Source organism: Rhodococcus sp. WMMA185 (assembly GCF_001767395.1).
GTDB lineage: Bacteria > Actinomycetota > Actinomycetes > Mycobacteriales > Mycobacteriaceae > Rhodococcus_F.
This window is the reverse complement of sequence record NZ_CP017014.1, coordinates 4160321-4172471: the sequence shown is the minus strand read 5'-3', so window position 1 is coordinate 4172471 and position 12151 is coordinate 4160321. Positions and strand designations below refer to the sequence as shown.

Sequence of the window (12151 nt, the reverse complement as noted above, 5' to 3'; positions counted from 1 at the left end):
CCATGGTTATCGGAGTTCGGCAGCGGACGCCGATCGCAGCCATCGCCGTCGGATTGGCGGGTTTGGCCATGGTCGCCGGCTACCTACAAAAAGCCCGCTGCGCCGGGCCGCCATTCAACGAGGTCGGCCGCAGCCTGATCTTCGACCGGATCAAGGACACGCAGGTCTGCTATTCCGACATCCAGTTGCTGTGGCTCGGCCGCGAGATCAACTTGCACGTATTCCCCTACCTCACCGGTGGAATCAGCTCTGACGGCAAACTCATCGGGGGCAGCGTGGAGTACCCGGTACTCAGCGGTGTCCTGATGTGGCTCGGCGGCGTCGGTTCGCACACCGACGCCGATTTCCTCCTGCACTCGGCGTTGATTCTCGCCCCATTCGGTCTGCTCACAGCGTGGATGCTGGGACGTCTGACCGGCTGGTGGGCTCTGCTCTGGTCGATAAGCCCACCGTTGGTTCTGTATGCATTCCACAACTGGGAACTGCCAGTGATCGCGATGTCGGTCGCCGCGATCTTCGTGATGAGCCTCGAGAGTATCCCGTTCCGCAGGCGCGCGGTCATCGCTGCGGTACTTCTGGCCGTGGGCTTCTGCCTCAAGCTGTATCCCGGCGCGTTCGTGCTTCCGCTGATCGCTTACGTCCTGACACGAGGCGGCGGGGCCGAACGCCGGTACGACGTGCGCGGCGCCGTGATGGTCGGGGCAGCCGCGGTGACCACCGTGGTGGCGGTGAATCTGCCCTTCGCACTGATCTCGTACGAGGGCTGGCGTGCATCATTCACGTTCCAGCAGAATCGGCTGGCCGATATCACCACCAACTCGATCTGGTACTGGGGTCTGCGACCGTTGTTCGGACCGCACAACACCGATACACCCTTGCCGGCCTATGACCAGACCGTCGGCATCGTCTCGCCGCTACTGGTGTGCGTGGCGTTTGCGGTGGCGTTGCGGCTGGGCTGGCTGCGGTACCAACGAGAGGGCTTGTACCCGTGGATCCAGGTCAGCGCCGCGATGCTCTGCGGATTCCTGTTGCTACACAAGGTGCATTCGCCGCAGTACACACTGTGGCTGGTCCCCTTCTTCGTCCTGCTACGGGTGCCCTGGGGCCTCGTGGCGGCGTATCTGGTGGCCGACCTCTCGCTGGGGATCGGAGTGTTCAAGTACTTCGGGGCGCTGGTCGCTCAAACCGACCCGACGACATACGAGCTCCTGGTGAAGTTCGGGGTGTGGGGTCGCGCGGGACTACTCATTGTGCTGTTCTTCGTATTCCTGCGCGCCACGCTGCGCCGACCGGCCACAGCCGAAGCCGAACCCGCCGGCCCACCGCCATCCGACGCGAAAGTTGCTGCGGGTAGAGGCATCTGACCACTGCGCGGATCTTCGACCTGGACAGCGGCGTCTATACTCCTATCGCCCCTATATCGGGCGTGACAACGGGGAGGCCACCGCATGACGCACTGCACGGATCAGCAACCGGTCGTCCGGGAAGACGGGCCGCTTGCACCGCCTCCGGCCAGCCATCTATCGCTGGCGATTCTGGCAACCATCGCGTTCTTCCCGCTCGGTGTGATGTCGTTGATGCGGGCCGGCAGGGTAAGCACGCTCTGGGAACTCGGTGAGTACGACGCCTCGGTGCGGGCAGCAGCCGATGCCCGAAGCTGGGCCAAGCGGAGCTTCGGCGCCGCTCTCGCCCTGTCAGCAGTGGCGTTGGCCGGGATGTTGCTGGTGCTGCCCTGACCCTAACCGGTTCACGACGGAACCGTCTGGGCAGGAACTGCTTCCACAGCCGATCGTGGACGCAGCCAGTTGGGTAGCCATCGTGGTTGTGCGTCGGGCGCCTGGTCGAGCACACCGCCGGACGGATCGTCGATGAAGCCGTACCGCACCAGGTCCTCGCCGGGCCGGTAGATCTGACGGACGATCAGCGCGCAGATGACGATCACGGCGATGTCGCGAACCACCACCGTGGCCGTGAACCACTGCTCGGGCAAGCCCTTGTTCGACGTGCCGAGGTAGTAGAACATCCGGGGTACCCACACCAGCGCGTCGATCGTCATCCAGGCGAGCAGGATTCGCCGGTGCGGGAAGGCGAGAACGGCCAGCGGCACCAGCCACAGTGAATACTGCGGGCTCCACACCTTGTTGGTGAGCAAGAACCCGGCAACCACCAGGAAGCAGAGCTGCATGAGTCGCGGCCGGGTCGGCGCCGTGAGCGCGATGTAGCCGATACCGACACACACCAACGCGAACAGCAACAGCGATACCGTGTTCAGGACCGTCGGAGATTCACCCGCCGCAAGGACGCCGTCGAATCCGGCCCAGCCGGTGAAGGACGTGATCACGTTGTAGATCGAATCGGGATCGGCCCCGCGCTCGGAGTTCAGACGGAAGAACTCGGCCCAACCACTCGGGAACAACAGGGCGATCGGCAGATTGACCGCGAGCCACGCGCCGAGACCAGCCAGCGCCGCCACCGACCAGTCGCGCATCTTGCCCGCTCGAAGGCACAACACCAGCAATGGCCCGAGCAGTAGCAGCGGATACAGCTTGGTCGCGCCGCCGAGCCCTAGCAAGATTCCGGCGAGCATCGGCCGCTTCCTAGACCACGCCAGCAACCCGCCCGCCGCGAAAGCCGTTGCAAGAGGGTCGAAATTCGTGAACGCATGCACGATCACGACGGGTGAAGCCGCGATCATCGCGGCATCCCAGATTCGGCGGCCCGCCAGAAGCGCACTGGACCATACCGTGACCAGCCACGCCAGCGCCAAGCCGAACGCAACGACGTTGAAATAGATCACGACCTGCAAAGCGCCGGGAAGCCAGTGCACGGAATCCCACGCCTTCGCGACGGTCATCGAGACGTACTGATAGAGCCCGGCGATCACCGGATACTCCATGTAGCGGACCTGAACCTGGCCGTCGCGGCCGTCCTCCTCCCACGACTTCTTGTAAGGGAAGGCTCCCTCGTTCAACCGTTCCGCTCCGTAGAGCGGCACCGTGTCCGAGTAGCACATGGCAACGTATTGCCGACCGCCGCTCCAATCCAGCGCGAGCGCGCCGTTCTCACCTACAGGTGCCTGTTGAATGCACGGCGCCTTTGTGAACCAGCCCAGCGCGAGGAACACGATCGCCAGCAACACGATCGCGCGCATCGGCGTGAAGAAGCGGGTTCGTCCCACCACCGCATGTCGACCGACGGGACCGCCTATCACTGCCGAGAGGTCAGCTGTCAGCGGATCGGTGCGCCCCGGAAGATCCCGCCAGTCCGCGCAGCGCCGATCCTGCGCCAGGGGTGCGGGCGAGACATATCCCGCCTCGTCTGCATCTCGGGCGGCATGCGCATCAGCGTTCTCGGCCACTCCGCGAGGCTACCGGGCGCCGCAAACCGGTTGGAACTTACTGTCCGCCCGCGCCCGGTCCCGGCGGGGGAAGCAGGCGCGGAATCGGAATGGAGATCCCGGGCAGAATCTCGACCGGCTCCTGCGTAATGACTACGGGCGGGATGAGATCCGACGGAATTTCGAGTGTGTCCGTCGGCTCCTCCGACGTGGTCGTGGGCGGCCCAGTGAAGGACGGAACACCCGATTGACCGCCGATCGATCCAGGCCTCGGGAACTTCTCGTTGGACGTGCCCGCCAGGGCGTCGTCCATCGTGTCCTTCCAGATGTCGGAGGGTAGACCGGAGCCGTAGATCATTCCACCGCTGGCGGTGCGCAGCGCCTGACCGTCGGCAGTGCCCACCCAGACCGCAGTCGACAGCGATGGCGTGTAGCCGACCATCCAGGCGTCCTTGTTCTCGCCCGTGTCACCCAACTGAGCGGTACCGGTCTTCGCTGCCGACGGGCGCCCGCCTGCCAGGTTGTGGTTGCGCGAATACGCGGCGATGGGTTCCATCGCTGCAGTGACATTGTCGGCTACGGCCCTGTCGATGCGATTCTCACCGGGGACGATGCCGCGATCGAACAGCACGGTGCCGTCCGCACTCACCACCTTCTGGACGAAATGTGGAGCGTGATACGTACCGGAATCGGCCAAGGTGGCATAGGCCGACGCCATGTCGATCGGGCGCGACAGGTACTGGCCGAGAACGATTCCGTTGTTCGGACCTCTGTCGTCGGGCTCTGTCAGGGTTGGCCCGATCCCCGGGATGTCCTCCGGTATGCCCGCCTCGTGAGCGATGTCCGCGATAGCCTGCGGCCCACCGTCGAGCTCGAGCTGCAAGCGGTAGAAACTGGTGTTGAGAGACCGCTTCAGCGCCTCGGCGATGGTGCAGGTGCCACAATCCTCGCCTCCGACATTGCCGATGGTGATGCCGTTGACGGTGAGTGGAGAGCTGTCGTACATCTGTGACAGCGGGATGCCCTGGTCGAGTGCGGCCGCGAGCCCGAACACCTTGAACGACGAACCGGTCTGCAGGCCGGCGTTCGCGAAGTCATACCCGACGCCGTCTTCGCCGCCGTAGTACGCCCGCACCGCACCGGTCTTCGGATCCACCGAGACGACGGCGGCGCGCAGGTCGTCCGACTCACCCGTCATGTTGGAGCGAACGGCATCGACGGCAGCAGCCTGGGCCTTCGGATCGATCGTGGTCGTGATGTCCAAGCCCTCGGTGTTGAGTAGCTGTTCACTGATCCCTGCCTCGCCCAGCTCACGCAAGACCTGGTTCTTGATCAAACCCTCCGGCCCGGAGCCCTGGTCGCCGTGGTCGACCTGAGCGAGCGGCACGAACGCGGGGTATTGCATGCCCGCCCTGGCCGACTGGTCGAGCGTTCCGGCGTCAACCATGCCGTCCAGCACATAATTCCAACGCGCCTGTGCACCCTCCGGATTGGTCTCCGGATCGAGCAGCGACGGCAGCTGGATCGACGACGCCAGGACGGCGCTCTCCTCGACCGTCAACTGCCCGACCGGCTTGTTGAAGTACGCCTTCGACGCCGCCTCGATGCCATACGCACCACGTCCGAAGTAGATGGTGTTCAAATACGCGGCGAGAATGTCGTCCTTCGTCCACTCGCGGGCCATCTTCGACGAGATGACCAGTTCCTTCATCTTGCGCACCAGTGAACGTTCGGAACCGACCATCGTCTTCTTCACGTACTGCTGAGTGATGGTCGAGCCACCGCCCGCGCTTTCCTTACCCAGGACGTTGTCGCGAGCGGCACGCACGAAGCCGCCGATCGAGAAGCCCGGGTTCGAGTAGAAATCCCGGTCCTCGGCAGCCAGTACGGCGTCCCGCGTGTGCTTCGGAATCTCGTCGAGCGCTACCTCGGATCGGTTGCCCTCGGGCGGCACAACCCTGCTGATCACTGTAGTTCCGTCGGCCGCGTAGATCGTGGCCACCTGGTTGGTCTTGAGGTCGCCCGGACGCGGGACTTCCTGAACGACGTAGGCCGCCATGAACACCAGGATCGGGACGAGCAGGGCCAGCGCGATACCCGCATACGCCGTCCGCCGAACGATCCTCCACACCGACTTCTTTTTCTTAGCGGCTGCCTTCTTGCCGCCCCTCGGTGGTTCACCCCCGCGGCCACCGCCACCGGTCCTACGGCCGCCCGAGGGCGGGGGACCGGGCGGACGCCCACCGGAGCCCGATTGGCTGCGAGTTTCCTGCGAACGCGGTGCGGGGCGTCCCGGTGGAGGGCCGGGACGGCGCGGCGGCGGGCCCGAACGTCGCGGCTGGCCCGGGGGGCGGCCACCACCTGCGGTCGGGGGCACGGCCGGGCGCCCTCCAGTCGGGGGGCCTGCGGGGCGTCCACCGGTCGGGGGGCCCGCGGGGCGCCCACCGGTCGGGGGGCCTGCGTGACGGCGTGGAGGGGGACCGGGAGGACGACCGGCCCCCTGAGAGGGTGGGTACGGCCCGCGCCGGGGCGGGGGCGCGCCCGCAGGCTGTCCGCCGTGGGGTGGTGGACCGCCGGGGCGTCCTTGTGGCGGGGGGCCACTCGGTCGCCTCGGACCGTTCGGTCGATCACCCGGGGCGTTGCTGCGGGGGGAACTCACGTACAAATCTCCAGTGGTTGGGGACCTGATTCAGTCCTTCGTTGCTACTGTGCGAATTACTCGGCCCGCATTCCGGTGCCGACCGGGATCTACTCGCTTGCGGTCCGACGGGCCCGTGGCGAAGACCGGCTCGGACTTTTCGGTGTTGGTAGGGTACCGAGAACATAGGACTGCACCAGGTGATTCCAACTACACGTGCGGCATACCTCGACCACGTGAACCGAGAACTCCTCCTGAGTAGCCGCGAGGCGGACCAGTTCTTCTGCCGTGCGGGCTGACCCCGAAACGGAACCCAACTTCTCACCGAATACCCAGGAGACCAGAGTCAGCTGTTCCTTGCGGCAGATAGGGCATACGACGTCACTGCCCCTGCCGTGAAACTTTGCAGCTCGGAGCAGGTATGGGCTGGCGTCGCACACCTCGGCGACACCCGTCCTACCTGAGTAGACCTCGGCCAGGAGAGACCGGCGCTGAAGCGCATAGTCCACCACCTGCCGCTGTATCCGCACGCAGACCAGAGTACGTGCGTGCGGCGTCATAGCTAGTGCGACTCCCATTTTCGGCTTTCCTGCAGTGCGCCTCGTCACGTCCACCCAATGTGACATTCGTTCAGTCAGACGATCCAGGTGTGACATTGGGCGCACCTAAGCAGAAACGCCGATGCGCCGCGCATCCAGTACCGGCAACTCGTGGTTTCATGGTGCATCCATCGACTCGGCATATCGCCATATATATCGGTGCGATATAATCGGCAGGAATCAAGTGATTTTGGTTGGGCGACTCGGGAGGTGGGCATGCTCGAATTGGCGATTCTCGGACTGCTCCACGAGTCGCCCATGCATGGTTACGAGCTACGCAAGCGGTTGACAGGACTGCTGGGCGCATTTCGCGCCTTTTCCTACGGCTCCCTCTACCCGACGCTTCGACGCATGCAGGCGGACGGCTTGATAGCCGAGGACGCAGGATCACCAGGGACTGCCAAACGACGTGCCCGCCGTGTCTACCAGCTCACGCCGATCGGCAAGAAGCGGTTCGAGGAACTGGTCGCCGACACAGGTCCCCAGAACTACACCGACGACGGATTCGGTGTTCATCTGGCCTTCTTCAGTCGCACCCCCGCAGAAGCGCGGATGCGGATTCTCGAAGGCCGGCGACGCCAGGTCGAGGAGCGCCGTGAAGGGCTCCGCGAAGCGATCGGAAGAGCTAGCGGCACACTGGACCGCTACACCAGACAGCTCCACCAACTCGGTCTCGAATCCAGCGAACGTGAAGTGCGCTGGCTCAACGAGCTGATCGCAGCCGAGCAATCGACAGCAACACAAAAGAAAGAAGGAGAACCCGACAATGGGTGAGAACAGCACCGCGGTGCGCGTGGCCATTGTGGGCGTGGGGAACTGTGCCTCGTCCCTGGTCCAGGGCGTGCAGTACTACAAGGATGCCGACGAGACCGCAACCGTTCCCGGTCTGATGCACGTCAAGTTCGGCAGCTATCACGTCCGTGACGTCAAGTTCGTCGCAGCTTTCGACGTCGACGCCAAGAAGGTCGGATTCGACCTGTCCGAGGCCATCTTCGCCAGCGAGAACAACACCATCAAGATCGCCGACGTTCCGCCGTCCGACGTGACCGTGTTGCGAGGCCCCACACTCGACGGCATCGGCAAGTACTACGCCGACACCATCGAGGTCTCCGAGGCCGAGCCCGTTGACGTCGTCCAGGCACTGAAGGACGCCGAGGTCGACGTGCTGGTCTCCTACCTGCCCGTCGGCTCCGAGGACGCCGACAAGTTCTACGCCCAGTGCGCCATCGACGCAGGCGTCGCGTTCGTCAACGCACTGCCCGTGTTCATCGCGTCCGACCCCGAGTGGGCCGCGAAGTTCAAGGATGCCGGCGTTCCGATCGTCGGTGACGACATCAAGTCTCAGGTCGGTGCCACCATCACCCACCGCGTGATGGCGAAGCTGTTCGAAGACCGCGGCGTGCAGCTCGACCGCACCATGCAGCTCAACGTGGGCGGCAACATGGACTTCAAGAACATGCTCGAGCGTGATCGCCTGGAGTCCAAGAAGATCTCCAAGACGCAGGCTGTGACGTCCAACCTGACCCGCGAACTCGGCGACGGCAACGTGCACATCGGCCCGTCTGATCATGTCGGTTGGCTCGACGACCGCAAGTGGGCATACGTGCGACTCGAGGGCCGCGCATTCGGTGACGTCCCCCTCAACCTGGAGTACAAGCTCGAGGTCTGGGACTCCCCGAACTCGGCCGGCATCATCATCGACGCGGTCCGCGCCGCCAAGATCGCCAAGGACCGTGGCATCGGCGGGCCTGTCTACCCGGCATCGGCATACCTGATGAAGTCCCCGCCGGTCCAGATGGCGGACGACAAGGCGCGCAGCGAGCTCGAGGCGTTCATCATCGACGCGTAGAGTCCAAGTCGCTCGGGTCACACCGGTCGCTCAGCTCCGAGGGCACCGGTCGCTCAGCTCCGAGGGCACCGGTCGCTCAGCTCCGAGGGCGAATGTGCCTTCCGGCGCCGTCAAGGCACCAGAAGGCACATTCGCCCTTTTGCGTTCGTATTCGACGTGTGTCAGCGGATGCGATTTCGTGCGCGAACGGCGAGCCCTGTCAGGGCCAGGCAGCCGAGCAGCACCAGCGCCGGTGTGACGCCGGGATCGCCGCGAAAGACCTCGGCGACCGCCGCGATGAACGCCATTACCGTGAAGAACCCGAGGATCCCGATCAACACCTCGAGCCGCTGTCGTTTCGCAACCGGATGCACTAGTTCAGTGTCCCATTCGCTTCGCAGGACTGGTCTAGCTCTTCACACCACCGGCCGTCAGACCGGAGACGATTCGGCGCTGGAACAGCAACACCATGATCACAAGCGGAATCGTGACGATGGTTCCGGCCGCCATGATCGCCGCATACGGCACCACATGCGGGTCGTTGCCGGCGAATCGCGCGATCGCGACGGTGACCGGCTCGGTCGCGGGACTCGACAGCTGACTGGCCAGCAGGTACTCGTTGACAGTCGCGATGAACGCGAGAATCGCGGTCGTGAACAGCGCTGGTGCCGCGAGCGGCAGCATGACGAGCCGGAACGCTTGCCCGCGAGTGGCGCCGTCGATACGCGCAGCCTCCTCGAGTTCCCAGGGCAGATCCTTGAAGAACGACGTCAGCGTGTAGATGGTCAGTGGTAGCACGAACGAGATGTTCGGGATGATCATCGCCTGATAGCTGCCGATCCAGCCGATATTCGTAAACAACTGGAACAGCGGAGTGACCAGCGCGACGACGGGGAACATCGACGCACCCAGCACGATGCCGACCACCAGGTACTTGAAGCGGAAGTCGATGCGCGCCAGCGCGTACGCGGTGAATATGCCCACGGCGAGAGCTATAGCGGTAGTGATGCCGCCGATGATCATGCTGTTCACCAGGGCCCGAGGAAAGTTGTTTCCGTTGCTCGTCGACAGCGCGTTCTGGAAGTTCTCGAACGTGACGTGCGTGGGCCACGGGGTGGTGTCGAATGTGTAGGCGGGATCGCGGAAGGCCGTCACCACCATCCAGTAGAACGGCGCCAGCCCCCATACGAGAATGATCGTGACACCGACATAGATGCGGTAATTCTTGAACCAAGCAGGCCGCGGACGGGTCTGCTTCAACGGCGGGGCCGGCGGACTCGTCGCCTCCAGGACGCGGTGGGTCACGACGTCGTCCCCTTTCGCTGGGCTTCCTGAGTTTCGACGGCATTCGCGCCGAGGAATTTCACCAGGACGAACGCCACCGCAAAGATCATGAGGAAGGTGATCGTCGACAACGCGGACGCACTGTTGAAGCCCTGCCGCACCTGGTCGACCACGAGAATCGACACGGTCCTGGTGGCGGGGTTGCCTTCGGTGAGGATTGCGGGAAGGTCGTACATCCGAAGCGCGTCCATCGTGCGGAACAGAATCGCGACCATCAACGCGGGCTTCACCAACGGGAGCGTGATCATTCGGAACCTCTGCCACGCGGAAGCGCCATCCACCTTCGCCGCCTCGTAGACGTCCTGCGGAATCATCTGCAGTCCCGCCAAGATCAGCAGGGCCATGAAGGGGGTGGTCTTCCAGACATCCGAGATGATCACCGCGAATCGCGCGGGCCAGGAGTCCGACGTCCACAGGATCTCGGTACCGAGCAGCCGGTTGGCGATGCCGTCGTACGCGAAGATGAAGTACCAGAGCTTGGCGGTGACCGCCGTCGGGATGGCCCACGGAATCAGGACCGACGCACGCAGCAGAGCCCGGCCTTTGAATGTCTTGCCCATGATGATCGCCATCCACAGGCCGATCGTGACTTCCAGGCTCACTGTCACGACCGTGAAGAACGCGGTGTTCCCGACCGCGGGCCAGAACTGCGAACCCAGGGTTCCCGGCGGGCACGACGTGACAACGCCGCCCGGCGCCGCGCACTGCTGCAGGATCCAATGCGTGTAGTTGGTGATCCCAGCCCAGCCGCCCGGGGTGAACATACCCGTCACCGGGTCGAGGCCGGCGTCCTTCTGCAGCGACATCACCACTGCCCGGACAACCGGGTACCCGATGACAATAGCCAGCACGGACAGCGCGGGAACGATGAGCAGCCATGCACGGCGACTACTCAGCGCCATGCGTCGACTGCTCTCGCTCTTCTCACGCGAACCGCGGCCGGGGTTTGAATCCCCGGCCGCGGCACGTGCTGGCGCTCCACTGGTTGTCCCAGCCGGAACGGCCATCTTTGCTACTCCTGTGTTCGACGAACCAACATTTTACGAACCTGCGGCCTGAATGCCGGACTGCATGTCAGTGATCGCCTGGTCCACCGACTTCTCACCTCTGATCGCAGCGTAGGCGTTGTCCTGCACAGCCTTCGACACGGCCGGGTAGAACGGCGTGACCGGACGCGGGACCGCGTTCTCGATCGACACCTTCAGCGTCGGCATGAACGGGTACTTCGCGACAACGTCCGGGTCGTCGTACAGGTCGGCGCGGACCGGGGGAAGCGAGTCCATCGCCATGATGCGCTGAGCCTGCTCGCTCTGGAGGAACTCGAGGAACTCATGGGCGGTCGCCTTGTTCTCCGAGTACGCGCTGATAGCGGCGTTGTAGCCACCGAGCGTCGATGTGCCGATGCCGTCCTTGCCGGGCAGCGGGGCCACGTCGAAGTTGCCCGCCACCGCGGAAGAATCCTGTCCAGCGGTTGCGTACACGTACGGCCAGTTGCGCAGGAACAGCACCTGACCGTCCTCGAAGGCCTGCTGGCTCTCGGGCTCCTGGAATGTGGTGTCCTGGGCGGGGATGTTGCCATCCTCGAAGTTGTCGACCAGAACCTGCAGACCCTCGCGTGCCTCAGGGCTGTCGATCGTCGGGGTCGTCCCGTCCGCACCGACGAACGATCCGCCGTAGGCGTTGATGACCTCGGCGGTGTTCACCATCAGGCCCTCGTACGGAGCAAACTGACCCGCGTAGCAGTCGATGTTGTTTTCCACGGCGACGGCGCAGTCGGCTTCGAGCTCGTCCCAGGTCGTCGGCGCTTCCTGCAGCAGATCGGTGCGGTAGTAGAGCAGGCCGCCGTTGGTGTTCTTCGGCGCCGCGTACTGGGTGCCGTTGTAGGTGGCGCTTTCAACCGTCGCCGGGATGATGCCGGTGTTGTCCATCGCGAAGTCGCCGGTCAACGGCTGCAGCCAGCCCCTGGCCGCGAACTCTGCCGTCCAGGGGACGTCGAGCGCCATGACGTCATAGTCGGACTGCTGCGCCTGAAGATGCTGAACGAGATCGTCGTGCGCCTGATCGGCGTCGTTCGACTGCTCATGGAACGTCACCTGCTCGTCGGGGTGCTCGGCATTCCATGCGTCGATGATCTGCCGGACCACACCGGTATCGGTGGTATCCCTGCCCTCGACGTAGGTGATGGGGCCGCGACCTTCGAGGTTTTCTGACGTGGAGTCGCTCCCACTGTCACTCGTCGAACAGGCGGTGAGCGTGACTAGCGAAGCGGTGGCAAACACCGCGGTGCGCCGGACCGCTCTCGAAATCTGAACCATGGAGTCTCCTCGTAGGCAATTGGATGAAGCGTGTCAGTGCCGAAAATCACGGAATCCGTGCCGTGTCGGAACATACTTTGGCATGAAACG

The 12151-nt window shown here is 64.2% G+C and carries 11 protein-coding genes; 4 read left to right on the top strand and 7 right to left on the bottom strand.

Annotated features, from left to right (window positions below; all coding sequences use genetic code 11):
- Positions 1–2 precede the first annotated feature (2 nt).
- Both BFN03_RS18820 and BFN03_RS18815 read left to right on the top strand, forming a co-directional pair.
- Positions 3–1364 (top strand): glycosyltransferase family 87 protein, encoded by a 1362-nt coding sequence (locus BFN03_RS18820; RefSeq protein WP_084385695.1) that lies wholly within the window; start codon positions 3–5, stop codon positions 1362–1364.
- 84 nt (positions 1365–1448) lie between these two features.
- Positions 1449–1736, top strand: coding sequence for a CD225/dispanin family protein (locus BFN03_RS18815; RefSeq protein ID WP_070380286.1), 288 nt, complete (start codon positions 1449–1451; stop codon positions 1734–1736).
- Between the two features lie 11 nt (positions 1737–1747).
- Here BFN03_RS18815 and BFN03_RS18810 read toward each other — a convergent pair whose 3' ends face one another.
- The 3 genes from BFN03_RS18810 to BFN03_RS20340 all read right to left on the bottom strand — a co-directional run bounded on the left by BFN03_RS18810 (position 1748) and on the right by BFN03_RS20340 (position 6535).
- Positions 1748–3358, bottom strand: coding sequence for a glycosyltransferase family 87 protein (locus BFN03_RS18810; RefSeq protein WP_070380285.1), 1611 nt, complete (start codon positions 3356–3358; stop codon positions 1748–1750).
- Between the two features lie 37 nt (positions 3359–3395).
- The gene (locus tag BFN03_RS18805) at positions 3396–5468 is read right to left on the bottom strand and encodes a transglycosylase domain-containing protein (RefSeq protein ID WP_084385694.1); all 2073 of its coding nucleotides are present in this window, start codon (positions 5466–5468) and stop codon (positions 3396–3398) included.
- Between the two features lie 617 nt (positions 5469–6085).
- Positions 6086–6535 carry a DUF5318 domain-containing protein gene (locus BFN03_RS20340; protein ID WP_084385693.1) on the bottom strand — a complete coding sequence of 150 codons (450 nt, stop codon included), beginning with the start codon at positions 6533–6535 and terminating at the stop codon, positions 6086–6088.
- A gap of 255 nt (positions 6536–6790) precedes the next feature.
- On the opposite strand from BFN03_RS20340, the gene BFN03_RS18795 reads away from it, so the two are divergent.
- Together BFN03_RS18795 and BFN03_RS18790 are read left to right on the top strand one after the other, a co-directional pair.
- The gene (locus tag BFN03_RS18795; RefSeq protein WP_070380283.1) at positions 6791–7348 is read left to right on the top strand and encodes a PadR family transcriptional regulator; all 558 of its coding nucleotides are present in this window, start codon (positions 6791–6793) and stop codon (positions 7346–7348) included.
- Positions 7341–8423, top strand: coding sequence for an inositol-3-phosphate synthase (locus tag BFN03_RS18790; protein WP_070380282.1), 1083 nt, complete (start codon positions 7341–7343; stop codon positions 8421–8423). The genes BFN03_RS18795 and BFN03_RS18790 overlap by 8 nt, the downstream gene beginning before the upstream one ends.
- 161 nt (positions 8424–8584) lie before the next feature.
- Here BFN03_RS18790 and BFN03_RS18785 read toward each other — a convergent pair whose 3' ends face one another.
- From BFN03_RS18785 to BFN03_RS18770, 4 genes are read right to left on the bottom strand one after another with little or no spacing between them, the layout of a single operon-like run.
- On the bottom strand, positions 8585–8776 hold the full coding sequence (locus tag BFN03_RS18785) for a hypothetical protein (RefSeq protein WP_070380281.1): 192 nt from the start codon (positions 8774–8776) through the stop codon (positions 8585–8587).
- A gap of 34 nt (positions 8777–8810) precedes the next feature.
- Positions 8811–9707 carry a carbohydrate ABC transporter permease gene (locus tag BFN03_RS18780; protein WP_442971856.1) on the bottom strand — a complete coding sequence of 299 codons (897 nt, stop codon included), beginning with the start codon at positions 9705–9707 and terminating at the stop codon, positions 8811–8813.
- The gene (locus BFN03_RS18775; protein WP_070380280.1) at positions 9704–10753 is read right to left on the bottom strand and encodes a carbohydrate ABC transporter permease; all 1050 of its coding nucleotides are present in this window, start codon (positions 10751–10753) and stop codon (positions 9704–9706) included. The genes BFN03_RS18780 and BFN03_RS18775 overlap by 4 nt, the downstream gene beginning before the upstream one ends.
- A gap of 33 nt (positions 10754–10786) precedes the next feature.
- Positions 10787–12061 (bottom strand): ABC transporter substrate-binding protein, encoded by a 1275-nt coding sequence (locus BFN03_RS18770; RefSeq protein WP_070380279.1) that lies wholly within the window; start codon positions 12059–12061, stop codon positions 10787–10789.
- Positions 12062–12151 lie beyond the last annotated feature (90 nt).

What these genes read in the sequence shown, in the direction of transcription:
- BFN03_RS20340 (WP_084385693.1), bottom strand. Translation starts at nt 6,535, where the DNA reads ATGACGCCGCACGCACGTACTCTGGTCTGCGTGCGGATACAGCGGCAG.
- BFN03_RS18790 (WP_070380282.1), top strand. Translation starts at nt 7,341, where the DNA reads ATGGGTGAGAACAGCACCGCGGTGCGCGTGGCCATTGTGGGCGTGGGG.
- BFN03_RS18770 (WP_070380279.1), bottom strand. Translation starts at nt 12,061, where the DNA reads ATGGTTCAGATTTCGAGAGCGGTCCGGCGCACCGCGGTGTTTGCCACC.
- BFN03_RS18775 (WP_070380280.1), bottom strand. Translation starts at nt 10,753, where the DNA reads ATGGCCGTTCCGGCTGGGACAACCAGTGGAGCGCCAGCACGTGCCGCG.
- BFN03_RS18815 (WP_070380286.1), top strand. Translation starts at nt 1,449, where the DNA reads ATGACGCACTGCACGGATCAGCAACCGGTCGTCCGGGAAGACGGGCCG.
- BFN03_RS18820 (WP_084385695.1), top strand. Translation starts at nt 3, where the DNA reads ATGGTTATCGGAGTTCGGCAGCGGACGCCGATCGCAGCCATCGCCGTC.
- BFN03_RS18795 (WP_070380283.1), top strand. Translation starts at nt 6,791, where the DNA reads ATGCTCGAATTGGCGATTCTCGGACTGCTCCACGAGTCGCCCATGCAT.